The sequence below is a fragment of the Denitrificimonas caeni DSM 24390 genome (assembly GCF_000421765.1).
In the GTDB taxonomy this organism is placed as follows: Bacteria; Pseudomonadota; Gammaproteobacteria; order Pseudomonadales; family Pseudomonadaceae; genus Denitrificimonas; species Denitrificimonas caeni.
Genome location: NZ_ATXQ01000002.1, coordinates 225,269 through 251,885 on the forward strand (window position 1 = coordinate 225,269; position 26,617 = coordinate 251,885).

The window sequence follows — 26,617 nt, forward strand, 5'->3', positions numbered from 1 at the left end:
AATGGAAACATCTTAATTATCAAACGGTTAGAAATATGCATCGCAGGGTATTTTGAAGTCAACATGATAATTCTCATCATGTCGTACCCAAGACGGTTTTTTTGAAAATTGCATATTCTGTCGCAAGTATTCGCCGTGTTTGCTCTTAAACAAATAGGGCTGTAGCTGAGGATCGAATATCACACGCCACAGATCATAACCTCGGCGCTTGGCTTCTTTATGCAAAGACACTAGGTGCGCACCCATCGCTTCATAATCAATGCTCAACTGGCCGTACTATCCACACTCTGCAAACGACCATTAGTCGCTGTACCAAAGCACGTGCTTTCAGCCGCAGAGACAAGAGTTGGCAGTAAAATAAGAAAGAGTATTAGGTATTTCATATTGCCCTTCAAGATAGCCAAAACTTTTGAGGTGCCAGGTATTGTTAGGCGTCATGGCCATTGGCTGAAACCGCCTTCTAGATAGAGCACAAAGGTGGTCAGCCCAAGTATAAAAAAACCTAAAATAACGCGGACGCAACGTAAACGATAGATGCGAGCACCCGGCCAAAACCGGTCAAGCAACTCAGGTTCATCAGGTGCCGGCTTGACCAACAGCAAACCAACACCAGCAACAGCACCGATAAGGGCAAAAAGTAGAAAATTGAACTGGTCTGAATCGATCACATTTGCACCTTGAGCTTGAGCCAACCGTCAGAAAAAACGCAAGCTTTTGCGTGTTCAGTTAACGAGTGAGCGTGACCGTGTAAGCAGTTAGACGCCGCTCACGCGTGATTGAAAACCCAGTAGTAAGGGGCCGCAAATAGAGCTGTTTGCCCGATAACTTGTAAAGATATGGTGATTTTATCTTTTGCTGCAGTGTCGCTAGCCCAAACAAAGTTGACCATAAGAAGTACAGGCATGATGGTAATGAACACCCAGCGCGCTTCAGATAGCCTAGTAATATTTATGCCTTCAAGCGAAACAAACTGATTGGCAAAAATGCCCGATATCACACTTGCCAATACAAACACCAAGGTAGTGTAACGAAATAAATTAGCCAACTGTTCTGCTCCTTTTATATTTATAGTTATGTAGGCTCCACAGCACGCCAATTATTTTCTTTGGTTATTATTTTAAATTTAGCTTTACCGCTAAGATAACAATCAGCATCTACAGATGAAAAGTCTATATTGTTACGTGGCACTTGAAACTGCTCAATAACGTGCTCATCCTTTATTACCAATAAAAGCGTTATCCCATCAGATACATAAATATCACTTTTAGATTCGACATCAAACTTAAAACCTATAAGCTCCTCCGCGAGTTGATTATCAAAATAAGGTGTTATTAAGCAAACCTTATCCCAATCTCCTTCTATTTCAGCAGAGAGATCAACTACTCCGGAATCATAATCAAAGCTTCGTTCATAGACCGCTTGGTTATTAGTACAAGAGCTGCATAAGAAAACCAGAATCAGATAGAAATATTTATTCATACACACCACATAACGATGAAGATAATGAGTCGAGCTTCATTGATCCCTGCGAGCGCAGCAAACCATTTAAGCGCATTGTCACAGTTTGAATTGACCTAAGACGGCCATTAACGCAATAGCGAAAATGACAATACCAACGCAGCATACATAGGCTTCCTTTGTGGATCCGCTCAACCACTCACTGTTTGGGTATTTCCCAAGGGTTGCCACTTTCACAAACGGCCATCCTATAGCGTAGAAAAACGTGCCAAGCAGAATCTCAGTTATGAAGTAGCCAATAAAGCGAAGTACGAGGCTGAATAGTTCGTCCATGTGACTCCAGCGTATAGGTTTGGTTAAGGAGGCTCTAGTCTGCCCCAGAGTACGATGCGAGCGACTTAAGCCGCTTATTAGGGCGCACCTCGCTCAATGCTTAGTTGCGTCACTAAATCATTCTCAAACTTTACTACTAATATTGAATTTAACCAGCCAAAACCTGAGCATTGACCGAGCGCATAAGAGAAATCAGATTTTTCAGAGGCCTTTGGCTTGCCTAGAAGCGCCACCACCTGCTCGGCATTGTGGTTAATTATTAAATCGGTTTTTATTAAGTCCAAAGCCATTCCGCCGCGAACACAGCCAGGGTCAAAGCTTTCGCTGTATGGATTTTCTTGTTTGATCCATGCGGCCGAGTTAAATCGCTCCCGTACTGCTGACACTTCAAAATAATAAGCCCATGTCATGCTTGCTATAAACAGCAATATTATAAAAATAATAAGCGCCACTAATGATAAAAATATTTTGAAGACACTTTGAAACCACATAATGGCTTCTAACGCTCAAAGCTGCAGCGTGCATTAGCGCATTGAGCTCGCGAGGCAACGCTGCCGTTGTTTGTTGACTTTAATTCAGAGCCCATAGAAATAAACCTCATATTAAAAGTCCAAAAAAGAGAGCGCTCGATGTAATCTGCTCATACGTTGTGTATTTTAATCTGTCTTAACAAGATTGAGGCTCGTTTAAAAACTTACCAAAAACTTAGCCAAGCTCGACCAAAATATCACTCAACGCTTGTGCCGGGTCTGCAGCTTGGGTGATTGGGCGACCGATGACTAAGTAATCTGATCCCGCTTGCATGGCTTGTGCTGGCGTCAGGATGCGTTTCTGGTCATCCTGTGCGCTGCCCGCTGGGCGAATACCTGGAGTCACCAACTGCCCTGCTGGCCATTGCTCTTTAAGAATCGAGGCTTCTTGCGCAGAACACACTAAACCATCTAAACCTGCTTGCTCGGCTAAACCGGCTAAACGCAAAACCTGTTGCTGCGGGGTGATATCTAAACCGATGCCCGCTAAATCGCTTTGCTCCATGCTGGTCAGCACTGTCACGCCAATCAATAAAGGCTTATTACCGCTATGTTGTTCCAATACGTCACGGCAGGCTTGCATCATTTTCAAGCCGCCGGAGCAATGGACGTTGACCATCCACACGCCCAATTCAGCCGCCGCTTTCACCGCCATCGCCGTGGTATTCGGAATATCATGAAACTTAAGGTCTAAAAACACCTCAAAACCCAATGCATGCAAGCCTTCAACTACCTTAGGTCCACAGCGCGTAAACAACTCTTTACCGACTTTAAGACGGCATTGTTGAGGGTTTAGACGCTCTGCTAACGCTAAAGCTTGCGCTTCACTAGGAAAATCGAGGGCTACAACAATTGGGCTGGACATGACTTGAGTCTCGTATCAATAAAATCCGCAGCATTGTAGCCTTCCTCTAGGCTCACTGTCGCATCGAGTTTGTTGCTACGGCATTTTAGCGGGCTTTTATCCTGTACTCTGTCTGTGCATAGCCTTTACAGATGCATCAACACTCTTTATGAGATACATTCTCATTTAACGGATTAAGGAGTTACCCATGCCTTGGTATATTTGGTTATTAATCGCTCTGGTACTCGGCTCAGTTATTGCTGCTTTGTTGAGACTGCGCAATACAGCTAACACAATGCCAATCGATAAAGACAAGCTGGAATTGATGAAACAACGTAACGCCGAGTTGGAAGCGCAAGAACGCCAAAAAGACGAATAATCCCTGACAACCTGCTTGGAGATTGATTATGTCCCGCACAGAAACCGATAGTTTAGGTGCCATCGAAGTACCTGCCACAGCGTATTGGGGCGCGCAAACACAGCGCTCTAAAGAAAATTTCGCAATTGGTTCACAGCCCATGCCTCTCGCCGTCGTGCATGCTTTAGCGCAGATCAAAAAAGCTGCCGCACGGGTGAATGCCAGCTTAGGCGAGCTGCCTGAAGACATCGCTAAGCTGATCGAGCAAGCTGCCGATGAAATCATTAACGGATCGCTCAACGAGCACTTTCCTCTGGTGGTTTGGCAAACGGGCAGCGGCACGCAGAGCAATATGAATGTCAACGAAGTGATTGCTGGTCGCGCCAATGAAATTGCCGGACAAGGTCGCGGCGGTAAATCACCGGTGCATCCTAATGATCATGTCAACCGCGCACAAAGCTCCAACGATTGCTTCCCTACGGCGATGCACATCGCTGCGCTACAGGCGATTGAGCATGACTTATTCCCAGCCATCAAACTGCTGCGTGACGGACTGGATAAACAAGCCAAGCGTTATGCCAATTTGGTAAAAACCGGTCGCACCCACATGATGGATGCAACACCTGTCACCTTTGGCCAAGAGCTCTCGGCTTTTGTCGCACAGTTGGATTATGCCCAACATGCCATAGAGCTGAGTCTGCCTGCCGTTGCCGAGCTTGCACAAGGAGGTACGGCTGTCGGCACCGGTCTCAATAGTAGCCCAAGCTTTGCCGACGATATTGCTAAAGAATTGGCCAGCGCAACAGGTCTACCTCTGACCTCAGCCGCTAATAAGTTTGCCGCTTTGGCTGGGCATGAACCTTTGGTGAGTTTATCTGGTGGGTTAAAAACTTTAGCCGTGGCCTTGATGAAAATCGCCAATGACCTACGTTTGCTAGGCTCTGGGCCTCGCGCCGGTTTTGCTGAAGTGTTGTTACCCGCCAATGAACCTGGCAGCTCGATTATGCCGGGCAAAGTTAATCCGACGCAGTGTGAGGCGCTATCAATGCTGGCCTGCCAAGTGATGGGCAATGACGTCACCGTTAACATTGCCGCCAGTCACGGCCATCTGCAGCTCAACGTGTTTAAGCCGGTGATTATCCATAACATTTTGGAATCCATTGAGCTAATGGCGGATGGTTGCCGTAACTTCCAAGAGCATTGCATTGAAGGCATGCAAGCCAATGAGCAACAAATGGCGGATCACTTGGAAAATGGCTTGATGTTGGTGACGGCGTTAAATCGACACATTGGCTACGATAATGCAGCGAAAATAGCTAAAAAAGCTTATGCGGAAAACCTTACGTTGCGCGAGGCAGCGATTGCACTTGAGTTAGTTACCGATGAGCAGTTCAGCCAATGGGTGCGTCCGCAAGATATGCTCAAACCTGAGGCTTAGCAATATAACAAGCGAGTTCGATTGCTCAGACGCGAGGTTTGAGATGCAATATGTTCATACAGAATACGGCTTCAACACGGCCATCTGCATGAGCAAGACACATCTACGACTCAACACCAAAAAAAAGCCTCTAACACAACAAAGTGTCTTGAGGCTTTTTTGTATCTACACGAACTACAACGCCGCGCGTTAAGAGCGCGGGGTTAAGGTGTGCAGCCAATCATCGGTATCAATAAATCCTAAAATTTGTTGCTTAGTCTCGCTTTCAACATTCAAAAACACTGCTGCGCCATACTTATAGTCAACTTCAGCGTAGGATAAACTTTCATTCACTTCATCCATGCAGCTGCTGTGGGTGACTAAAACCAAATTACGTCCGGGGATTTTCCTAGCTAAAGCTTCTTTGACAAAATCATCTTTGCATTGGTACAAAAAATCTTCGTTAGCAGTTGGCTGTGCAAACAATAGTGCGCTAGTTTGACTGGTACGGGTTAACGGGCTGCTATAAATATCTGATGCTGCCAGCCCCAATTCTGCAAACTGCTCACGCATCGCCAACCCTGTCGCAGTAGCACGCTGAGTAATACCTGTCGGCCCATCTAAACAGGCGGCATCAACCCGACTGCAACGCTCTAAATGACGAACAAACACAATCACATCGCCATCCTGCCATTCAGCCAGCATGTTCGTGGTTAAAGCAAAGGGGCTTTCAGAAAGATCGACCGGCTTAGGGTCGGCCAAGAGTTGGCTGACAGAAAAGGCCAACCCAGTTAGTGCAAGTGCCGTTCCCAGCAGTAATGATGTTTTAGCTCGACCGAGAGTCAAACCTTTGAAAAACTTAGTCGCGGGCATCGATATGCACTCTAAATAACACTGTAGTCATTAGATACAGAAACGTGACCCAGTTCCATACCAACCAATAAATAAGCCCTTTCAGCCTATTATTACGGCCTCAAGGAACCAAAAAAATAACTGAGCGACTAATACAATAATTCTTTCTCATACTTTATTTGCTTTGCACCTTTTCCTGACAGGAGTTCCTAGTATGTTGATTCCTAAAAAATCATCACTTCGCCTCGCAGCACTGACTGTACTGCTAGCACTTTTCACGAGCAATGCATTCGCCGACAGACTGTTTCGAACCGATAGTCACAACCGCCATGCAGAAGAGCACCGGCCCGAGAAGAAGCACAAACAGCACTATAAACATGATAAGTACCGTGATGACAGACGCTACAAAGATGATCGGCGTCGTCACGCAGTGCAATACCGTTTTCATCAGAATGATCGGCGTTTGATCAATGACTATTATCGCGATCAGCAGTACAGAGGGAAATGTCCACGCGGCTTAGCTAAGAAAAACAATCGCTGTCAGCCGCCCCGCTATGCAAAGAAGTGGCACAAAGGTCAGCCGCTTTCTAAACAAGTAAAATACTACGAGTTGCCAAACAGATTGCATGGTCGTTTGCAGCCAGCACCGCGTGATTACCGTTATGTGCGGGTGGATAACGATGTTTTAATGATTGATACGGTCACCAATGTTGTCGTCGACGTGATCGAGAACATCCTGCGCTAAACCGTTCTGTAACCTTCCCCATAAAACCGCCGACTGCTAGGCTAATCCACAACAGTTGGCGAGTTCATTTCGCGTCTTTCCATGCACAGCAAATGATCCGCACACACAATGCACTGGTCTACACTAGCCAAGATAAGATAATCTCTGTAAAAACAGATAAAGCTGGCAACAAATGCTGGCTTTGATTATTGATTGCGCTGCTTTGACTGTCTCCAGATACACGCTCTCAAACAGCTCTGCTTTAGTGGTACTTCCAAAATTAGTGGGGTTTTAAGACGATGCTGGAATCACGCTTGCGCGCCATAATCCGCAAAACCAAACGTGGCAATGCTTACACTGATGGTTCGCTTAATAATGCGATCAAAGTCTTTACTGACGACATTTTGCAATTCATCAGCATTGAAATCTTAGATGACATGCCCGACTCAACGCTGTATTCCACTTACCTAGCGTGGGAAACCATGGCAATCAAGCATCAAGACCCTGATCAACGTATTAAACATATTAGAAAAGGCATGAAAATCATTTTAATGCCTTCTTTAGTTGACTCAGAAGATGAGCTGGCTGAAACCACTAACATCGTCAGTTTGTTTAGCAAATAACCGCCAATCACATAACACAGCACACAAGGTCGGCTCCCAGCCTGCAGCCTTATGTGCTCTACTGATTCAATGCTCTAGCCAGTAATCGTTGCCACACCATTATTGGCGTCGCTACTTTTACTACCCTTACGTTCTTCCGGCGCTTTAGGCGGCACCAGACTGATCAATGTCGATTCATTGTCAGGTTTGAGCGTGTCCATGGATTTAACCGGCGTAATATGATCTTTGCTGTCCAGCACAAACAGAACTAAAGCCTGATTTTGATGCTTATCCAGAAAGTTCTGATAATTAAAGGCATCACTCAACTGCGTCGTTTTCACCGTATAACCTTGGCTGGCCAAGCTGGCTAATTTGGCATAACTGACACCGTCAAACAGGCCACGTGTGCGCTGTATTTTCTCAGCGGTCTGGTAGCGCGCCTTCTGATCTTGCTCGCCTTCTGACAGGCTGTACACGCTGTTGTGATCACCAAACCAATCAAGGAAGTGATAAGTGGCCAGAGAGTTCATGTGTTTATATGGCGAAATAACCAAAAGATTACCAATACCGGTTAAATCCAATTGATTGGCCGCGTGTTCAGAGACTGGATTACCAAAGTAAACCTGCAAGTTTTCCATACGCGCCAAGCGCACGTTCTCCCAGCTACTGTCGGCCAACACCACTGGCACCTCGTGTTTAGTCAGCTCAACCGCGATCATCCGCGCTACCGTGTTAGCACCGATAATCAAAAAGCCAAACTCTGGCGGCTCGGCCACACCGAGCAATTTGGCTAAGGGACGAGCAGTGAGGCTTTGCACGGTAACGGTGGCAATAATCAGCATAAACACCAGCGGCACCAGCGTCTCGCCGCCAGCAAAACCATTATTTTGCAACTGGAAAGCAAACAGTGCAGAAACCGCTGCGGCAACAATACCGCGTGGAGCGATCCAGCTTAAAAACAGCTTTTCTCGCCAATTTAAACTGGTGCCTATCGCCGAGATAAAAATACTCAAAGGCCGTGCCACCAACATTAAGATGGCCAACACCACAGCCAGTCCCCAACCTAAATTCGCAATAGCTGAAAACTCAATGCGCGCAGCCAAAATAATAAACAACGCAGAAATTAACAGCACACTCAGAGATTCTTTGAACTCCAAAATGCTATCAACATCGACCTGTTTCATATTGGCCATCCAGATGCCCATGATGGTCACCGTCAACAGACCTGACTCGTGAGCGATTTCATTCGACAGTGCATACACGCCCAACATAAACGACAGCGTACCGGCGTTATGTAAGTATTGCGGAATCCAGTGTTTGCGCAGCACCTGACCGTTCAAATAGCCTGCAGCTGAGCCCAATACCGTGCCCACGGCAATTGTAGTGCTGAAGATATACAGCGAATGGCCAAAGACATTACCCTGCCCCCACGAGACAATCCCCTCGTACACCAGCACCGCCAGCAAGGCACCTACTGGATCAATAATGATGCCTTCCCACTGCAAAATATTCGCCAACTTAGCCTTGGGTCGCACTGCGCGCAGCAATGGCGCAATCACCGTTGGCCCGGTCACCACGGAAATCGCACCGAACAGTAGAGAAATCTCCCAGGAAATATCCAAAATCCAATGCGCAGCCAAAGTGCCGATAATACCGGTCACCACAGAGCCAACCGGAATCAAGTTACGCACCATTGCGCCATGGCCACGGATTTCAGAGAAGCGCAGGGTCAGACTGCCTTCAAACAAAATAATTGCCACCGCCAACGACACCATCGGGAACAGCAGGTCGCCAAACACATCCTCAGGATTCAAATAATGCAAAACCGGGCCACAAGCGATACCTGCAGCTAACAAGAAGACAATCGCCGGCATGCGCACACGCCAAGCCAACCACTGACAAAATAACGATAAAACACCAATCGAGGCGAGCAATAAAACAGTGCTAACGGGCATAAACCAAGAATCCCTAAATTATTATTGTGGCGCTGGACGCGATTGCTCAGCAGGCATAAGGCGAAAAACAACCGAAGCTAGAATCATAAAACCCGACATTTCCTGCCAATGCCTCAACGCATACAACAGTGTCTCGGTCTTTATGGATGGTCCAAACTTGTATGATGATCATAAATAACCTGCCGCAGATTAACCTCTCTGCGACAGATTACCAAGCACCGAAATATCCGACAGAGTCTGCGCAGATATCCTGTGATAGGTGTTGCTATCTCTGCTGGCAAAACCGACTGAAGCCATCGTTGCAATGCCGGCTCCTCTGGACAAGGCAGACAACCTGTCTAGCGCGGCAGCGCCAATGTAACTGCTGACTCAGCTTTAAAGTGTCAGCTTAGGTGAACAATGGATAACAACGCCGAATCATCGGCATGTTCTAACAGTATCCGCCGTACGCGTTCCTGCCAGAGCCTTGCAAACTCTGCCTGTTGCTCAGGTGTTTCGCGATTTTGTATGACCGCCTGCATGCGTTCGCGCTGAGATTCATCGGCGGGGATTTTATGGGCATCAAACTTCACCATTACTGCAGCGCCAGTATCAAGTCGCTCGAAACGTACCGCGCCATCATGCGCAGCATCTGTTGCGAAACTGAGCAAGCCATTACGTGCAAAACGCTGACCAATGCCCTTAAAGCCACCCTGCGCTGCAGCGCCGGTAATGAGAGTCAAGACTTGAGCAACCACACCAGTCGTTCCGTCTGTTTCCGCTGATGGCATGCGTACACAGATAGCTCCACGCTCAGGCAGCGTATCTGGATACAGCGCTTGCAAGGCCGCTCGCGCAGTTAGGAAAGCACCCGCAACCGTTGGGCAAGAATGCCCCGCCAGCCGTACAGCATCGACATAGTGGTAATCCATAATGCCCTCTGCCGCACTACCAAGCAGCTGCGCTAATGGATCGCGCAAACGAATCACTGGGGCTTTATCGAAGAAGTTGGGATAAGTCATGGCGATCTCCTTAGGGAGTAGAGTTTTGAAAAAGATAGCAACAGACTAGCAGGCTTCGAGAAGCTGATGACAAGAGAACCTTCATTAGTGTGCTCTGTTGACAGCAATATCTCTACTTAGTGTAATAATGCGCTACCTTCACCGCCATCATTGCATCGAGTGTCACATCAAGGACAGGACGGCGTGCTCAGCCATGCGGGACCTGACATCTATAGATCAGATTAGATCAGATTATTGTTGCATCCGAAACCGCGTGCAATGATGCATTGCACGCACTGCCAAACTGAGCTTGTTGCAACCTCTAGAGACTATCTAGTAATACGAGTTGTGCTTATATCAGAAAGAATAAATGATGATGCTAAGCAATTTAAAGCGCAGCTGGTCAAACAACTTAACCTTGGAAACAAACATGATCTAGAGCGTTCGTAACAAAGCTAAGTGATTAATAATTGCCAGAACAATACGGCAACCAAGGCCCTAACAGTAATTGGTTTTTCTTGAAAAGAAAACACAGGAGCTATTCAAATAAAAATGCAAGCCCTGTACAGGCTTGCATTTAGCTACTTTAACTTATGCAGCAGAGTTTTTATTCCATGGCATTTTCATTAGCACGCGCGCTAAACCACAAAAGCCAGTGACACCGGCCATAATTAAGCCTGCACCGACAAAGCCTGACAGTGCATACCAGCCTGGAGCAACTGTTGCACCTAAAATAACGCCCAATAGAATCATCGTACCTGCGCCAATTTGCACTTGTCGCTGTAACTCTAAAGGTTGCGATGCATCGCTGATCACTGGAAGCCCGGCTTTTTTCCAGCCGTCTAAGCCACCTTCCAAGATGTATACTTCACAGCTAGCGCAGTTATCCAGAACACCAGCATTCATCACTGTACGGTTGCCTGAACGGCAGTGAAAAATGACCGCATTCGCATCATTTCTCGGCATACCTTGACTGCTTAGCTGCTCCATTGGCATGTGTTGTGCAACTGCAATATGCTCACGTGCGTACTCATCTGCCCCGCGAATATCAACCAACACAGCACCCTGTGCTAATAACTCTTGCGCGGCTTGTGGTGTTAATATCTTGCTAGACATTGGTTCACTCTCATTTAAATGCATATATGTGTCTGGAAGATCAACAACTCTGTGCGTTGTTCTCTACGCCATGCTATCACGAAAACATAAAATATAATATATATACAAATAAACTAAAGCGCTTATAAAGTTAGTAATCATTGTCTGCAAAAAATGCCTGCATCATCCAAGCGAAACCAAGCCAAGCCTTAAACGGTACGTTGAGCAATAAACAGAGCCAGCGAAGAACGTTTATAAGGAAAATCAGGCCAGGTTACTCAAATAAAATCAACTGCGCTCAGCAGCTGCAACAATCAGTGCTTTCATTTCAGCAACGGCGGTAGGGAAACCTACAAACAGTGCATGGGCAATAATCGCATGACCAATATTTAGCTCATTAATGCCGGCAATTGCTGCAATTGGTTCAACGTTATGATAATTCAGACCATGCCCGGCATTCACAACCAAACCTTGCTCGATAGCAAAGGCCGCAGCTTTGCGAATGAGCTCCAATTGCTCAGTTTGCTCAGCAGGTGTCGTCGCATCTGAATAATGTCCAGTATGCAATTCAATTGTGGTGGCACCGACGCGCTTGGCCGCTGCAATTTGCTGTTCATCAGCATCAATAAACAATGACACATCACAACCCACTGCCTGTAAACGCTTTACCGCTACGGCGATACGCGCTTCTTGTGACAACACATCCAAGCCACCTTCAGTGGTCAACTCAGCGCGAGTTTCCGGCACAAAACAGGCGTGCTCAGGACGAAGTTCTTCAGCTAAAAGCAGCATTTCTTCAGTCACGCCCATCTCGAAATTCATCGGCGTGTGCATCACTTCGCGCAACACCCGCACATCACGGTCTTGGATATGACGACGGTCTTCACGCAAATGTACGGTAATACCATCAGCACCGGCTTGCTCAGCATCCAAAGCAGCCTTGACTGGATCAGGGTAACGCGTGCCGCGCGCCTGACGCACAGTGGCAATATGGTCAATATTCACACCCAACAAAATACGCTTATTCAAATTCATTACACAGACCCTTTTTGTGTCAAAAACAATTCACGACTCATTAACGGACGTCCGCCCAAATGTGCAGCTAACGCTTGACGCATCACCCGCTTGGCCGTTTGTAAAATACGTTCTTGCTGCCAATCCGCAGTAGCCAAAGCTAAAATATCCGCGCCCTGAAACACACCAGATTGCACCAACGATACGGCTTCAAAACCACTTTGCGGCACTAGACGATACAACATTTGCTCTTGCAGTGCCTGCCCATGGATATCCTCAGTAAAAGAAAAGCCATAACCTAACTGCTCAAGTAAACGCCATTCAAAACTTCGTAGCAAAGGTTGCATGGGTAAGCCATGCGACAAACCTTGCACAGACAGCGTGTAGTGCTCAAATAACTGCAGCTGCGGATCATCCAGAGGCAATAAACGCACCAGTAATTCATTGAGATACATGGCGCAAAACAGCGCCTGCCCTTGCAGAAAATTAAACTCACCGGCTGGCTCAATACGACTGATACTTTTTAACTCGCTACGCCCGCGCAACTCAACCTCTAACAAAGAGAAAGGCCGCGCCACACTGCCATGTTTACCCCGAGCACTGCGTAACACCGCACGCACGCGCCCATTCGGTGTAAACAGATCGACTAAGGCACTGGTTTCTTTGTAGGGACGGCTGTGCAAAATAAAGGCTAGCGACGACTGCATAATTCAGCCTCTAAATAGCATGCGCTCCAGGACAGAGCGCATGCCAAGTTGGTTTCAATACTCTTGATAACCTAATGAACGCAAGGCGCGCTCATCATCAGACCAACCACTTTTTACTTTGACCCACAAATTGAGCATGATTTTTGAGTCAAACAAAATCTCCATATCCTTACGGGCTTCTTGGCCAATGCGCTTAATGCGCTCGCCTTTGTCACCAATAATGATTTTCTTCTGCCCATCACGCTCGACTAAAATCAGCGCATGAATATGCAGGATGCGGCCTTCTTGCTTAAACTCTTCAATCTCGACAGTAATCTGGTATGGCAATTCCGCGCCCAATTGGCGCATGATTTTTTCCCGCACCATCTCAGCAGCCAAGAAACGGCTAGAGCGATCGGTAATCTGATCCTCAGGGAAGAAATGCTCGCTGACCGGCAAGTACTCACTGACCAAACGCTCCAGTGTTTCAAGGTTGTGGCCATGTAAAGCAGAGACTGGAACGATTTGCGCGTTCGGCAGCTTGGTCGCCAGCCATTCTAAATGCGCTAACAGCTGACTTTTATCTTCTAAACGGTCAGCTTTATTGACCGCGATAATCAGCGGGCAAGTCAGGTATTGAATGCGTTCAAAAACCATTTCATCTTCATCGGTCCAACGCATGCGGTCGACCACAAATATTGCCACATCAATGTCTTTCAGCGCAGTCAGCGCACTGCGATTCATAAAGCGATTAAGCGCTGTCTGACCGCCTTTGTGTAAACCAGGGGTATCAACATACACCGCTTGCACAGCACCTTCGGTTTTAATTCCGAGCATGTTGTGGCGGGTGGTTTGCGGTTTACGCGAAGTAATGGCTAGCTTTTGGCCTAAAATGTGGTTGACCAGTGTTGACTTGCCCACATTCGGGCGTCCCACTACAGCCACATAGCCACAACGTGTTTCTTCTTCAGTCATGCTGATTTTTACTCTCTATACCCAGCGCTATCAGTGCTTTAGACGCTGCTACTTGCTCAGCAATACGTCGGCTTGCACCCTGCCCGTGGGTTTTTTCATTAAGTAGGCTCACCTGACACTCGACAGCAAAACTGCGGCAGTGCGGCTCACCTTGGATATCAATCACTTCGTATTGCGGCAGATCGCCACCACGTGATTGTAAAAACTCTTGTAAACGCGTTTTCGGATCTTTATTGGTATCTACCAGCGTTAATTCGGAGAAATGCTGCTCAAGCCAAGCGAGGACACGCTCACGAGCAACTTCCATGCCTGCATCTAAGTAAATCCCACCAATAATGGCCTCGGTGGTATCAGCTAGAATTGAATCACGGCGAAAACCACCGCTTTTCAACTCCCCTGAACCTAAACGCAAGTATTCTCCAAGGCCAAAGCCTCTGGCTAAAACAGCAAGAGTCTCACCTTTGACTAAACGTGAACGCAAGCGTGAAAGCTGGCCTTCTTTAGCCTGTGGAAAATGGTGAAAAAGAGCTTCGCCAGCGACAAAATTTAAAATAGCATCGCCTAAAAACTCTAAACGCTCATTGTTGCGCCCAGAAAAACTGCGGTGCGTGAGCGCTAAGGTTAACAGTCCCGCATCGCTGAAGGTGTAGCCAATTTTACGTTGTAAACTCAGTAATGGATCACTCACTTGGTACGCACGCGATATTCTTTATCAAAACTGACAACCAAATCGATATTCTTAATGAGCGGCTCGCGCTTTTCATATTTAAGATGGGCGATAAAGTCATTGTTATTTTTTGTCACAGTCAAAATTTCATCCATTTTCAAATCACGGATGCTATTAATTTGCATGTTTTTGCTAATATGGCCATAAAAGTCAGCAACAGTAATGATTTTATCACCAAGGGCTTTATCTTCTTCTACTGCCATAATCGCTTTTTCTAAAGCGTTATTATCCATGTAATGCGGTATCAGCTTAAATGCAGCGCTGGCAAAAAAAGCAACCAGAACTAAAATCGCCAACCAACCGAAAAAAGACATCCCTTTTTGTTTACGGATATTGTGCATTGCAACCTCGTTTCGTTTATTAATGTCAGCGCACTTTAGCCGATTCTGACTCACACAGTGTGAGTGCACAGGACACAGTTTGAGTTATTAGTGGATTAAACCTACACGGCTAAGGCTTGGCAGTACACTGAACTTAGGATCGGCCCAAGTCAGCCAAATTGCAAAGGCTTTACCAACAATATACTCGTCCGGCACCATCCCTTGCAGTTCCAAAGGAATGCTTGAATCATCCCAATAACGACTGTCTTTCGAATTGTCACGGTTATCACCCATCATAAAATAATGACCGGCTGGCACATGCCACTCGCGTGTTGGCTCTACACGGCGACGAACCTCTTTACGAATGTAGTGCTCATGCTCACCGAGTTTTTCAGTGTACAAACGTGCGCTGCCAAGACTGCCCGGTTCATCACCTAAAAACTTTTCTTCAATCGCTTGGCCGTTGACCAGAATGCGCTTATCAGATGTATAAGTAATGGTATCGCCGGGTAAACCAACCACACGTTTAATGTAGTTAATCCGCGTGTCTTCAGGGTATTTAAACACCATGACATCGCCGCGCTTAGGGTCGCTAACTGGAATGACTTTCTTATCAATCACTGGCAAACGAATACCGTAAGAAAACTTATTAACTAAAATAAAATCGCCCACTTCAAGGGTTGGAATCATTGACCCAGACGGAATTTGGAATGGCTCAACAATAAATGAGCGCAACACCAAAACCACCGCCAGCACTGGGAAAAATGATTTACCGTACTCAATCAACAGCGGTTCTTTCTCTAAGCGCTCGCGCACTTCGGAGTTAAACGCCACTGCTTCTTTTTCGTACTGTGCGATTGCAGCACGGCGCCGAGGTGCAAAAAACAGCACATCCAGCAGCGCTAAAAAGCCAGTTACGGCAACTGCAATCACTAAGATTAATGGGAAATTTAAGTTCATCGGTTAGTCATCCACTCTGAGCACTGCGAGGAAGGCTTCTTGTGGAATTTCCACGTTACCCACCTGCTTCATCCTTTTCTTACCGGCTTTCTGTTTTTCTAACAGTTTGCGCTTACGGCTGACGTCACCGCCATAACACTTGGCTAAAACGTTTTTGCGCAAGGCTTTAACCGTTGTGCGCGCAACAACTTGACCACCAAGTGCTGCTTGAATTGCCACGTCGTACATCTGACGAGGAATCAATTCTTTCATTTTCTCAGTCAGTGCACGGCCTTTCGATGCGGCTTTATCACGGTGCACAATCAGGGCTAAAGCATCAACACGCTCGCCGTTAATCAGCACATCTAAACGTGACAAGCTAGCAGCCTGGTAGCGGTCAAAGCTGTAATCTAGCGAAGCATAGCCGCGACTGACTGACTTCAGACGATCAAAGAAATCGAGAACCACTTCGTTCATCGGCAAGTCATAAATCACTTGAACTTGACTGCCTAAGAAGTGCATATCGGTTTGTACGCCACGCTTTTCAATGCACAAGGTAATGACGTTACCCAAATGCTCTTGCGGCACAAGAATGGTTGCCTTAACAATCGGCTCACGCATTTCTTCAATCACTGATGGATCAGGCATCCGTGATGGGTTATCAACGTAAATGATATCGCCATTTTTCTTCACAACTTCAAAAATCACCGTTGGTGCCGTGGTGATTAAATCAAGATCGTATTCACGTTCCAGACGCTCTTGAATGATCTCCATGTGCAGCATGCCGAGGAAACCAATACGGAAACCAAAACCCAAAGCCTCAGAGCTTTCCGGCTCGTATTGCAAGGCAGCATCGTTGAGGGTGAGCTTTTCTAGCGCGTCACGAAAGTCTTCAAAATCATCAGAGCTGACAGGAAACAAACCTGCGTAGACCTGAGGTTGTACACGCTTAAAACCAGGCAACATATCCACATCAGGGGTATGTGAGAGGGTTAAGGTATCACCCACTGGCGCGCCTTGAATATCTTTGATACCAGCAATAATAAAGCCTACTTCACCGGCTTTTAGATCAACTGTTTGCGTGTGCTTTGGATTAAATACACCAACACTATCAACTTGATGGACACGTCCGGTTGACTTCACCAACACTTTATCGCCTTTTTTAATACGGCCATGCTTGACTCGTACTAAAGAAACAATGCCCAAATAATTATCAAACCATGAGTCAATAATCAGCGCTTGCAGCGGTGCGTCAATTTCTCCAACTGGCGGCGGAATAACTTGCACTAAACGCTCAAGCACTTCATCAACACCAAGACCGGTCTTCGCACTGCAAGTCACGGCATCGGTCGCATCAATACCAATCACATGCTCAATCTCTTCTTGCACACGAATCGGATCGGCTTGCGGCAAGTCGATTTTATTCAGCACCGGCATCACTTCGAGACCTTGCTCGATAGCCGTATAGCAGTTAGCAACCGATTGCGCTTCCACGCCTTGGCCCGCATCAACCACTAATAAAGCACCTTCACAGGCCGCCAACGAACGACTGACTTCATAACTAAAGTCAACGTGGCCTGGCGTGTCAATAAAGTTTAGTTGGTAGATACGACCATCACGGGCGGTATAACTTAAGGTCACACTGTGTGCCTTAATGGTAATGCCCCGCTCACGCTCAAGATCCATAGAATCCAAGACCTGAGACGCCATTTCGCGCTCAGTCAAGCCACCGCACATTTGGATGAAGCGGTCGGCCAAGGTGGATTTACCATGGTCGATGTGGGCAATGATGGAAAAATTACGGATATGACTCAAGTCACTCACAGAACATCACTCTACAATTAAGTCCGTCGACCGATTGCCAACAGAAAATAGCCCGAGAGTTTACCTGATTTATGCCGTGCAAGTCATCTATCACACAAGCTGCACTGAAAAAACCGCAGTAACTCATCGTTCCCAACAAATCTAAGACATTAAAAAAGCGACTCCATGTCGCTTTTTTAATCTAAACCGCTGTTACTTTAAGATTAATTTGCCAATTTAAAGGTAATGAAACTGGCTCGACCTTGACGCAATACGCGCATTGATAATGAACGATTGTTCGGCAGTGCTTGCGCAGTTTTGGTAAAAGTCTGTGCAGAATCGATCACTTGATTGTTTAAATGGGTAATCACATCACCAGGGCGCAAACCGATCATGGCAGCTGGGCCATCCTGCACGTCTTGAATAACCACACCACCTTGCAAATCAATGGCTTTTTTCTGCTCTGCAGTTAAATCCACCACTGTCATACCTAAGCGATTGCTTTGACTGGCCGCACCTTCTGTACCAGCCAGAGACATTTCTTCGCCATCATTCGGCAATGCACCCACTTTAACTTTTAAAGTTTTGCGCGAGCCTTCACGCATCACCACTAAGTTAGCAGTCTGTCCAGATTTAAGTATTCCAACCAAATGCGGCAAATCAGCAGACATCACCACGGGGTGATCATTAATACTTAAAATCACATCACCAACTTGCAAGCCACCCTTATCAGCGGGACCCTTTTCAAGCACCTGCGCAACTAAGGCACCAGCTGGTTTATCAAGACCGAAAGACTCGGCAAGGTCTTTATTCACCTCTTGGATCACCACCCCTAACCAGCCTCGATCAACTTTACCGCTAGCTTTAAGTTGATCAGAAACGTCTAAAGCAACCTCCATAGGAATGGCAAAAGATAGCCCCATAAAGCCACCCGAACGGGTAAAGATCTGCGAGTTAATACCGATCACTTCGCCTTTTAGATTAAACAGCGGGCCGCCTGAGTTGCCAGGGTTAATCGCCACATCTGTTTGGATAAACGGCACATAGTTATCGTTAGGTAAGCTGCGACCTTTGGCTGAAACAATACCAGCGGTCACAGAGTGATCAAAGCCAAACGGCGAACCAATTGCTAACACCCACTCACCGACTTTAAGATCATTCGATTTACCAAGTTTAACTGTTGGTAAGTTTTTACCTGGAATTTTTAGTAGTGCCACATCGGTACGCGGATCTGCGCCAACCAACTTCGCCACTAACTCACTGCGATCAGACAGACGCACAATAATTTCATCGGCATCAGCAATCACATGATTATTGGTCAACACATAACCATCAGAGGAAATAATAAAGCCCGAACCTAATGACTGCGCTTCACGTTGCTGGCCTTTCTGAGAGCCTTGCGGTGCACGCGGCATCGGCAAACTGCGTTCAAAAAACTCACGAAAGATAGGCGGCAAACCTTCAAGATCAGGAATAGCATAGCCACCACCAGCAACAGCCTGTCTTTGCGGCATATTTTGTCGTGTACTAATGTTAACCACCGCGGGTGCCGACTGCTCAACCAAGTCAGTAAAATCGGGCAATTGTGCTTGTGCTGCAGGCGCTAGAAGCACCATCACAGCCAAGCATGCAGTCATAAATAAGGATGTTTTTCTCTGCGGCATAATACTCTCCATTATTTTAATCAAACTTAAAGCGCAGGGCTGACGGCAATTTGTCGACACAGCACAACCGGCTGAATCGCTGCAGCATCAATATAACGATCACTGTAATAGCGTACCCACAGCGCGCCTGCAAGAAACCCTAGCACTGCAGCAAAAATAATCCATGGTTCCGAAGCATTCAAGGCATTGACCCCGAGCGCACTGATAAACATCGCAAGCAGCGGCAACATATAAACGAGAAAAGCGCTGCGCACCAGCAACTCTTCCGGCATACCCAAGGTGACTTGATCACCTTCACGCAGCAGCAAATCTGTACTGATTTTAATCAAGTGTGGTTTTTTATCTGACGCGAGACTGGTCATTAAGCCTTGGCCGCAAGTCATTCGTGCAGAGCAACTGCCGCAGGTGGTTTTACGTTGCGTTGCCACCCAAACAGCGTCGGGCTCAACAGTTACAACAACACCTGCCTCCTCAATCATCGCTAGGTTCCTGACCTGCTTGCATCGACACAGCAATTCGCTCGGCGGTGCCTAACGGGATTTCACCCACTACAGTCACCATCACTTGCTGTTGATCTACAGTGACCTTCCTAGAGACGACTGAGGTCGGCCCCAATAAACGTCGACCACCTTCTGCAATCAGGCTATCAATACGTTCGTAAAAAATTGAGAAGTGCGCTAAACCGTCAGAGTAAACCTGAGTGAGAACATTAGTTTCACTGTCTTCTGAAGGACGATAGTGACTATTAATCAAGCTAAAGCCCGGCGGTACCCAGCTCACCGACCAATCAACATCAAGCTCAGCATCTGGCATCACTGCTACTGTTGAAACAGTCTGACAATCTGCACTAGGCGTCATCGCAGGGCTTTTTGAAACCAGCAGATTATTATCACTGTCAGCCTGAAACTGAACAAACTGGAACCTCTCCAGCAGCTGTCCTTGCTCGTTAAGTAATAGGGTTTTTAATGGAATCGCAGTGGTTTCATCAATATGCAATTCAACGGGGTAGCGATGCTGGTCACGTGGCGCAAACAATAAGACAACGGTATCACGCCCTGCCACTCTAGACTGGCCTAGCTCGCGAACCTCATAACTTGCTTCTAACTCTTTAAGGTTAAAAGCCTGCACTGGCCAGACATCAGCGGATGACAGAGCGTTAGCAATGACACCACTCATACAGATCACTTGGCCATCAACACGGACGACTTCATGAGCCGGTCCATTAAGTTGTAAAAAACGCTCAACAATCGCTTTATCTGCATTCACTCTCCGCCAAATTTGGTGGGTAGAAAATGCACCTTTGCGCTCATACACAAAGGCACCTTGATAGCCTTGCGTATCCTGCGCCACTTGCAAACGCTGCAGCCATTGACTAGCCGGTTGTGCAGCGGCAACGCTAGTCAATACTGCAAATAGAGCCATGCCAGAAGATAAAGCTTTTAATCGCATGCGTTATTGACCTTCCAAACTCGCAGCACGTGCATAAGGCAGGCCACTTTCAGTTTTGTTAACACTGCTTTGCTGTGCATGCTGGCGTAGATAACTTGGTAGGCGACGCTCATACCATGATTCTTGGCCCGCTACCGTTTCAGCGACTGGCGCACTCTGGCCTTGAGCATTATAACTGGCCAAAACAACCGAGCCTTGCGCCTGCGCGGTTGCCGGTAAGCGCTGTTCGCTTTGCGCAACTAAAGCATCTTGCGGGAGCGCATCTTGATTGTAGAAACGCACGCCACCTAAAACAGCTAAAGTCACGGATGCGGCAACCGCAACCCGGCCAAGCCAAGCCATAGAGCCTGCCTTACGCGGCACAATAATTTCCGTATCTGCTACTGGAGCCGCGAGGGCTGGCTCAGCATCAATGGCGGCCATAATTTGCCCTGACAAATCTATTGGAGCAAATACTGCCTCGTTGTGCATGGCTGCACGGGCTACCTGATAACGCGTCCATGCAGCACGTAACTCTGGCTCATCAGAGGCTTTAAGAACTCGATGCAACTCTAACTCATCGGCCTCATTATCCATGAGCGCAGAGAGTGATTGCTGAAGGACTTGCTGGTTCATATCTAGGTTCCTCAATTGGTTTGGCGTTGCGCACTAAGCGTCTTGCAACAAAGGGCGCAAGGCTTTATCAACAGCTTCACGTGCCCGAAAAATGCGCGAACGCACTGTACCTACGGGACACTGCATCACAGTCGCAATGTCCTCATAACTAAGACCATCAAATTCTCGTAAAGTTAGCGCTGAACGCAAATCTTCTGGTAATTGTTTAATGCTTTCTTGCACCGTGGCATCAATTTCATCACGCAACATTAAGCGCTCAGGAGACGCCATATCTTTTAGAGCATGATCGCCATCATAAAATTCCGCATCACCGGAATCGACATCACTGCTTGGGGGACGACGATTGCGTGAGACCAAATAATTTTTTGCGGTATTAATCGCAATACGGTACAGCCACGTATAAAAGGCGCTATCACCACGGAAATTAGCAAGAGCACGGTACGCCTTAATAAAGGCTTCTTGGGTCACATCCTGAGCTTCGTGCGGATCATGCACAAACCTAACCACCAACCCCATAATGCGATGCTGATACTTTAAAACCAACAAATCGAAAGCACGCTTATCCCCTGCTTGCACGCGCTCTACTAACGTCTGATCATCATCTGGCGTCATGTGTGACCCTCAGCGCGTAATCAATCCACGCTGTATTTTTAAACCGCTCAGCACAACTCATTTGCGCCATAAAAATTCTCTCCACATTGAACGGCCACAAAAACATAGCTGGTGTCGAAGATCAGACTCACCACAGCCATGCACGGCCTTTACTGTAACGTTTTCTTGGCTCATACGCGTTGTTTAATGAAATACGCCACTATTGAGCCACCCTTTCCTATTAAAGTTCCCCGCATTTGTAAGTATTTTGCCAAGCAATCCAGCGCTATACTAGCCAGCGCCTTCATCTCGGACTTAAAGCGGATCCTCATAATGAGCCAATATTACCAGTATGACGTATTAATCATCGGCAGTGGAGCCGCAGGTTTAACCACCGCATTGACCCTGCCTAGCCATTTGCGTATTGCCGTACTGAGTAAGGGCGACCTCTCCAGCGGCTCCACGTATTGGGCGCAAGGCGGTGTAGCTGGAGTGCTCGATGACACTGACACGGTCGAATCGCACGTCCATGACACACTGATTGCCGGCGCCGGCTTATGCCGTGAAGACGCCGTACGTTTTACTGTTGAGAACAGTCGCAGCGCCATTGACTGGCTGATTGAGCAAGGCGTGCCCTTTACTCGTAACGATGATACGGATGAAGATACATCGCACTTCAATTACCATTTGACCCGTGAAGGGGGGCACAGTCATCGACGCATTATTCATGCCGCCGATGCAACTGGCGCCGCTATTTTCACGACTTTATTAGAGCGCGCACGCCAACGCAGTAATATTGATTTGATTGAACAGCAAGTAGCCGTCGATCTAATTACTGCCAGCAAAATCGGCCGCCAAGGCAATGAGTGCTTGGGGGCTTATGTGCTAGACCGTGAAACTGATGAAGTGGATACCTATGCCGCACGCTTTGTCGTCCTCGCCACTGGTGGTGCAGCCAAAGTGTATTTGTATACCAGTAACCCTGACAGCGCCTGTGGTGATGGTATTGCCATGGCTTGGCGCGCTGGATGCAGCGTTGGCAATTTAGAATTCAATCAGTTTCACCCCACTTGCTTATACCATCCGCAAGCGAAAAACTTTTTAATCACCGAGGCCTTGCGTGGTGAAGGCGCACATCTAAAGCTGCCAAACGGTGAGCGCTTTATGACGCGCTTTGATGAACGTCTCGAACTGGCACCGCGTGATATCGTGGCCCGTGCCATTGACCACGAAATGAAGCGCTTAGGTATTGATTGTGTGTATTTGGACATCAGCCACAAATCCGCTGCTTTCATCCAAGAACACTTCCCCACGGTCTATGAGCGTTGCTTGGCCTTTGGTATTGATATTACCCAGCAGCCTATTCCTGTCGTACCGGCAGCCCATTACACTTGTGGCGGCGTAGTTGTCGATCAACACGGCCACACTGATATTGCTAATTTATATGCCATTGGCGAGACCAGTTTTACTGGCCTGCACGGTGCCAACCGCATGGCCAGCAACTCATTACTGGAGTGTTTTGTCTATGCCCGTTCGGCGGCTGCAGATATAAGTTGTCAAGTAGCGCACGTAAACCTCCCTGATCAGCTCCCGCACTGGGATGCAAGTCTGGTCACAGACTCTGATGAAGACGTGATTATCGCCCACAATTGGGATGAGCTTAGACGCTTTATGTGGGACTACGTGGGCATTGTGCGTACCAATAAGCGCTTATTGCGCGCACAGCACCGAGTACGTCTGCTACTGAGCGAAATTGATGAGTTCTATAGTAATTATCGTGTCAGTCGCGATTTAATTGAACTGCGTAATCTTGCTCTGGTGGCGGATCTGATTATTCGCTCAGCCATGCTGCGTAAAGAAAGCCGTGGCCTACATTACACGTTGGACTACCCAGAGCTTGCAGAATTAGCTGAGGATACTATCTTACGGCCCGCCAGCGTTGACGGCTGAATTTTAACCGCACCCGCAAGCGTCGATAGCTGTCTGCAGGCAAACTATCAGTACCAACCAGTAAGGTGCGATAAAACCATTGATCAGCACTACGGTAACGCAGCAGCACCAGCGCTGGAATAGCCATGCTATCAGCACGCAGCTGCACTGACTGCCAACCCCGCTGCGCGTCCCACACTTGCCAGCCATTAGCAGTGCAACGCAGGCCTCGGCGCTGGGTTGGCTGCTGTAATCGAAGCAACTGCGTCAGTTGCCAGATGATCTGGCCAAGCAACAAGGTCAAAACCCCAAGTTTCCAAGCCCATTCCACAGCCGACAAGACCACAGCCACACACGCCAGCACAGAAAACAATACAGCTAACACTGACAACCTCAGCGACGGCTGCCAGTGGCAAGCAAATGTATTACTTCGGCCGTGCATGATCCAAAACCAATGCAACAATGCGCTTTAAATCGTCACTGTCCGGCTCGGCGCGACGCATAAACCAGCCAAAAATATCCTGATCTTCACAATCCAGAAGTAAACGATAACGCTCTCGATCGGCTTCATCGAGCTCTAAATAGCGCTCTTCAACAAAAGGCACCAGCAACTGATCCAGCTCCCACATACCGCGACGACTGTGCCAATAAAGACGTTTAACTTCTGTTTCGATAGACATGACACACTCCAAAAAAAGAATAAACTAAGTATAAGACAGCTGTTACCGAACAACACACGCTGACAAGATCTCTTTAGCCCTCTATGATAGTCCCACGCTTTATTTACCAGTGAGACAGTCATGACTGATTGTGCAAGTTTTACCCCGTTAAACCACGAAGGCATTCTTGCCGTACGTGGCCCCGATGCAAAAACCTTCCTGCAAGGGCAAATCACCTGCCACCTTGGTTACGTTAGCGATGAGCGTAGCAGCTTAGGTGCGCGCTGCACGCCTAAAGGACGCATGTTATCAAGTTTTCGTGTGCTTTTAGAAAATGACGGCTATTTACTAGCCATGGACCAAGATATTTTAGTCGCACAACTGGCCGAGTTGCAAAAATTTGCCGTTTTTTCTAAAACCAAGTTGACTGATGATAGCGCGCTCTGGAGCCGCTTTGGCTTATACCAAGGTGATGCAGCACTGACTGCGCTCGGCATTGAACTGCCGGCAGAAACCAATAGCACTGTGCACCATAACAATATGATTGCGGTGCGCGTGTCTGCCGAACTGACTGAATTATGGGTGCATGCCGATGAAGGCCCATGCTTGCGTAAACGCTTGCTGGGGCACCTGAGCGAGGCGCCACTCAATACTTGGTTGCTGGCACAAATCCGTAGCGGTATTGGCCACGTCACCATGCCAACCCGTGAGCAATTTATTCCACAGATGCTCAATTTGCCTGCCCTTGATGCCGTGAGCTTCAAAAAAGGCTGCTACACCGGGCAAGAAATCGTCGCTCGCATGCAGTATCTGGGCAAGTTAAAACGCCACATGTACCGTTTTCAATTGGCCACAGAAAACATTCCAGCAGCAGGTACAGCGCTACTGTCGCCGGTGCACTCAAGCTCCGTAGGCGAAGTTGTCAGCGCAGCGCGCAGTGAGTACGGTATAGAACTATTAGCTACCGCCTTAGATGATGCGGTTGGTGATGGACGTATTTACTTAGACGGCGATGAAAAAAACTTGCTGGAGCAACTTGAACTGCCCTACGCATTAGATACTGATCGTGAAATTTTGCGCTGATCAACTGATGAGCAGCATTAAAGGAGTATGTGCATGAGCACATTAGCAGAAAAAGTTCAAAACGAACTACTAGAAGCAATTGAAAATGATGAGTTAGTTTTACCAACCTTACCTGAGGTTGCTTTACGAGTGCGTGAAGCAGCTGAAGACCCTAACATCAGCATTCCGGCGCTGAGTAAAGTCATTGGTAATGATGCGGCACTGACTGCACGGCTAATTAAAGTTGTTAACAGTCCGCTGCTACGCACCAATAAAGAAATCACCGACTTAAATATGGCGATCAGCCGTTTGGGCATCAATTACACTGCGAACTTAGCTACCGGTTTAGCTATGGAGCAAATGTTCCAAGCTACCTCGGATGTAATTGACAGTAAAATGCGTGATGTCTGGAATCGAAGCACTGAAATTGCTGGAATCTGCCATGTTCTTTGTCGCCATTTTACACGTCTGCAACCTGATCAAGCGACACTCGCTGGGCTTGTGCATCAAATCGGTATTTTACCTATTTTGACTTATGCCGAAGCAAGTGAGGCTCTGTTAAAAGACTCAATCAGTCTGAACCATATTATTGATCGCATTCATCCTGTTTTAGGTGAGCGTATTTTACGTGCTTGGGACTTCCCCGAACAAATCTCTGCGATACCAGCAAACTATCTCGATTTTGGGCGTCAATCAAAATCCGTTGATTATATTGACATTGTGCAAGTAGCCACCCTGCAGAGCCACGCAGACAGCGATCATCCATTATCTCAAGTGGATTGGAGCCAGGTTGCTGCATTCGCGCAACTGGGCTTAGACGTGGAAACCCGCATCAATGATGATGAGGACTTATCAGCGTCGATGGAAGCCGCCATGCTAATGCTGCAAGCCTGATACTGTCACCCTGAAACCTGCTATATCACGCCTGATAACCGTCAGCCAATAGCAGGTTTATTCCCAACTTGAAAACCTAACTCATCCCCCCTTTATTATTTTTATTGTTGCTGCCTGCAGATAAGAATAAAAAGTCACTCCC

Annotated in this window: 30 protein-coding genes; 7 read left to right on the plus strand and 23 right to left on the minus strand. The window is 47.3% G+C overall.

All coding sequences use genetic code 11. The annotated features are described in order from the left end of the window. Positions 1-434: 434 nt before the first annotated feature. From H591_RS0103970 to pyrF, 5 genes are all read right to left on the minus strand, one after another. Positions 435-668, minus strand: a complete 234-nt coding sequence (locus tag H591_RS0103970; RefSeq protein ID WP_022965653.1) for a hypothetical protein — start codon at positions 666-668, stop codon at positions 435-437. A gap of 98 nt (positions 669-766) precedes the next feature. Then, the gene (locus H591_RS0103975; protein ID WP_022965654.1) at positions 767-1,045 is read right to left on the minus strand and encodes a hypothetical protein; all 279 of its coding nucleotides are present in this window, start codon (positions 1,043-1,045) and stop codon (positions 767-769) included. A 26-nt stretch (positions 1,046-1,071) separates the two neighbouring features. Then, complete coding sequence (locus H591_RS15690; protein ID WP_022965655.1) at positions 1,072-1,479, minus strand: hypothetical protein; 408 nt, start codon at positions 1,477-1,479, stop codon at positions 1,072-1,074. A 389-nt stretch (positions 1,480-1,868) separates the two neighbouring features. Beyond that, a complete protein-coding gene (locus H591_RS14820; RefSeq protein WP_022965657.1) occupies positions 1,869-2,282 on the minus strand; it encodes a hypothetical protein in 414 nt (137 codons plus the stop codon). A 214-nt stretch (positions 2,283-2,496) separates the two neighbouring features. Continuing rightward, a complete protein-coding gene (gene pyrF, locus H591_RS0103995) occupies positions 2,497-3,186 on the minus strand; it encodes an orotidine-5'-phosphate decarboxylase (RefSeq protein ID WP_022965658.1) in 690 nt (229 codons plus the stop codon). A 187-nt stretch (positions 3,187-3,373) separates the two neighbouring features. Here pyrF and H591_RS15825 point away from each other — a divergent pair, with 187 nt between their 5' ends. Next, entirely contained in the window at positions 3,374-3,544 is a 171-nt protein-coding gene (locus tag H591_RS15825; protein ID WP_022965659.1) for a DUF2897 family protein, read from the plus strand. A gap of 28 nt (positions 3,545-3,572) precedes the next feature. Continuing rightward, entirely contained in the window at positions 3,573-4,961 is a 1,389-nt protein-coding gene (locus H591_RS0104005) for a class II fumarate hydratase (RefSeq protein WP_022965660.1), read from the plus strand. 189 nt (positions 4,962-5,150) lie between these two features. On the opposite strand, the gene pmrG is transcribed toward H591_RS0104005, so the two are convergent. Then, positions 5,151-5,813 (minus strand): lipopolysaccharide core heptose(II)-phosphate phosphatase PmrG, encoded by a 663-nt coding sequence (gene pmrG / locus H591_RS0104010; protein WP_022965661.1) that lies wholly within the window; start codon positions 5,811-5,813, stop codon positions 5,151-5,153. Positions 5,814-6,006: 193 nt separating this feature from the next. Here pmrG and H591_RS14825 point away from each other — a divergent pair, with 193 nt between their 5' ends. Both H591_RS14825 and H591_RS0104020 read left to right on the plus strand, forming a co-directional pair. Further along, positions 6,007-6,537, plus strand: coding sequence for an RcnB family protein (locus H591_RS14825; protein WP_022965662.1), 531 nt, complete (start codon positions 6,007-6,009; stop codon positions 6,535-6,537). Positions 6,538-6,815: 278 nt separating this feature from the next. Then, entirely contained in the window at positions 6,816-7,139 is a 324-nt protein-coding gene (locus H591_RS0104020) for a hypothetical protein (protein WP_022965663.1), read from the plus strand. 74 nt (positions 7,140-7,213) lie between these two features. Here H591_RS0104020 and H591_RS0104025 read toward each other — a convergent pair whose 3' ends face one another. The 15 genes from H591_RS0104025 to rpoE form a co-directional block, all read right to left on the minus strand. After that, positions 7,214-9,073 carry a cation:proton antiporter gene (locus tag H591_RS0104025; protein WP_022965664.1) on the minus strand — a complete coding sequence of 620 codons (1,860 nt, stop codon included), beginning with the start codon at positions 9,071-9,073 and terminating at the stop codon, positions 7,214-7,216. A 383-nt stretch (positions 9,074-9,456) separates the two neighbouring features. After that, positions 9,457-10,074 carry an FmdE family protein gene (locus H591_RS0104030; protein WP_022965665.1) on the minus strand — a complete coding sequence of 206 codons (618 nt, stop codon included), beginning with the start codon at positions 10,072-10,074 and terminating at the stop codon, positions 9,457-9,459. A gap of 570 nt (positions 10,075-10,644) precedes the next feature. Then, a complete protein-coding gene (locus tag H591_RS0104035) occupies positions 10,645-11,169 on the minus strand; it encodes a rhodanese family protein (protein ID WP_022965666.1) in 525 nt (174 codons plus the stop codon). A 267-nt stretch (positions 11,170-11,436) separates the two neighbouring features. Further along, positions 11,437-12,183: a pyridoxine 5'-phosphate synthase gene (pdxJ, locus tag H591_RS0104040; protein ID WP_022965667.1), complete on the minus strand. Its 747-nt coding sequence runs from the start codon at positions 12,181-12,183 to the stop codon at positions 11,437-11,439. Then, positions 12,183-12,869, minus strand: coding sequence for a DNA repair protein RecO (gene recO / locus H591_RS0104045; RefSeq protein WP_022965668.1), 687 nt, complete (start codon positions 12,867-12,869; stop codon positions 12,183-12,185). The genes pdxJ and recO overlap by 1 nt, the downstream gene beginning before the upstream one ends. Positions 12,870-12,923: 54 nt before the next feature. Beyond that, positions 12,924-13,823, minus strand: a complete 900-nt coding sequence (era, locus tag H591_RS0104050) for a GTPase Era (protein ID WP_022965669.1) — start codon at positions 13,821-13,823, stop codon at positions 12,924-12,926. Then, positions 13,816-14,511: a ribonuclease III gene (gene rnc, locus H591_RS0104055; RefSeq protein WP_022965670.1), complete on the minus strand. Its 696-nt coding sequence runs from the start codon at positions 14,509-14,511 to the stop codon at positions 13,816-13,818. The genes era and rnc overlap by 8 nt, the downstream gene beginning before the upstream one ends. Beyond that, positions 14,508-14,891, minus strand: a complete 384-nt coding sequence (locus H591_RS0104060; protein ID WP_022965671.1) for a DUF4845 domain-containing protein — start codon at positions 14,889-14,891, stop codon at positions 14,508-14,510. Before H591_RS0104060 ends, rnc begins: the two co-directional genes overlap by 4 nt. 87 nt (positions 14,892-14,978) lie before the next feature. Then, positions 14,979-15,830 (minus strand): signal peptidase I, encoded by an 852-nt coding sequence (gene lepB, locus H591_RS0104065; RefSeq protein WP_022965672.1) that lies wholly within the window; start codon positions 15,828-15,830, stop codon positions 14,979-14,981. Positions 15,831-15,833: 3 nt separating this feature from the next. Further along, positions 15,834-17,633 (minus strand): translation elongation factor 4, encoded by a 1,800-nt coding sequence (gene lepA, locus H591_RS0104070; RefSeq protein WP_022965673.1) that lies wholly within the window; start codon positions 17,631-17,633, stop codon positions 15,834-15,836. A 203-nt stretch (positions 17,634-17,836) separates the two neighbouring features. Further along, entirely contained in the window at positions 17,837-19,276 is a 1,440-nt protein-coding gene (locus tag H591_RS0104075) for a DegQ family serine endoprotease (protein WP_408605528.1), read from the minus strand. A 26-nt stretch (positions 19,277-19,302) separates the two neighbouring features. Further along, the gene (locus H591_RS0104080) at positions 19,303-19,755 is read right to left on the minus strand and encodes a SoxR reducing system RseC family protein (protein WP_022965675.1); all 453 of its coding nucleotides are present in this window, start codon (positions 19,753-19,755) and stop codon (positions 19,303-19,305) included. Then, the gene (locus tag H591_RS0104085) at positions 19,748-20,725 is read right to left on the minus strand and encodes a MucB/RseB C-terminal domain-containing protein (RefSeq protein ID WP_022965676.1); all 978 of its coding nucleotides are present in this window, start codon (positions 20,723-20,725) and stop codon (positions 19,748-19,750) included. The genes H591_RS0104080 and H591_RS0104085 overlap by 8 nt, the downstream gene beginning before the upstream one ends. Positions 20,726-20,728: 3 nt before the next feature. Continuing rightward, positions 20,729-21,340 (minus strand): sigma-E factor negative regulatory protein, encoded by a 612-nt coding sequence (locus H591_RS0104090; protein ID WP_022965677.1) that lies wholly within the window; start codon positions 21,338-21,340, stop codon positions 20,729-20,731. A gap of 33 nt (positions 21,341-21,373) precedes the next feature. Further along, positions 21,374-21,952 (minus strand): RNA polymerase sigma factor RpoE, encoded by a 579-nt coding sequence (gene rpoE, locus H591_RS0104095; protein WP_022965678.1) that lies wholly within the window; start codon positions 21,950-21,952, stop codon positions 21,374-21,376. Between the two features lie 312 nt (positions 21,953-22,264). On the opposite strand from rpoE, the gene nadB reads away from it, so the two are divergent. Next, positions 22,265-23,881, plus strand: coding sequence for an L-aspartate oxidase (gene nadB, locus H591_RS0104100; RefSeq protein WP_022965679.1), 1,617 nt, complete (start codon positions 22,265-22,267; stop codon positions 23,879-23,881). On the opposite strand, the gene H591_RS0104105 is transcribed toward nadB, so the two are convergent. Beyond that, positions 23,850-24,302: a protein YgfX gene (locus H591_RS0104105; RefSeq protein WP_028244158.1), complete on the minus strand. Its 453-nt coding sequence runs from the start codon at positions 24,300-24,302 to the stop codon at positions 23,850-23,852. The genes nadB and H591_RS0104105 overlap by 32 nt on opposite strands. Next, the gene (locus H591_RS0104110; RefSeq protein ID WP_022965681.1) at positions 24,286-24,540 is read right to left on the minus strand and encodes an FAD assembly factor SdhE; all 255 of its coding nucleotides are present in this window, start codon (positions 24,538-24,540) and stop codon (positions 24,286-24,288) included. Before H591_RS0104110 ends, H591_RS0104105 begins: the two co-directional genes overlap by 17 nt. Before the next feature lie 120 nt (positions 24,541-24,660). On the opposite strand from H591_RS0104110, the gene ygfZ reads away from it, so the two are divergent. Together ygfZ and H591_RS0104120 are read left to right on the plus strand one after the other, a co-directional pair. Then, a complete protein-coding gene (gene ygfZ, locus H591_RS0104115; protein ID WP_022965682.1) occupies positions 24,661-25,602 on the plus strand; it encodes a CAF17-like 4Fe-4S cluster assembly/insertion protein YgfZ in 942 nt (313 codons plus the stop codon). Between the two features lie 33 nt (positions 25,603-25,635). Further along, positions 25,636-26,475, plus strand: a complete 840-nt coding sequence (locus tag H591_RS0104120; protein ID WP_022965683.1) for an HDOD domain-containing protein — start codon at positions 25,636-25,638, stop codon at positions 26,473-26,475. Positions 26,476-26,617: the final 142 nt, after the last annotated feature.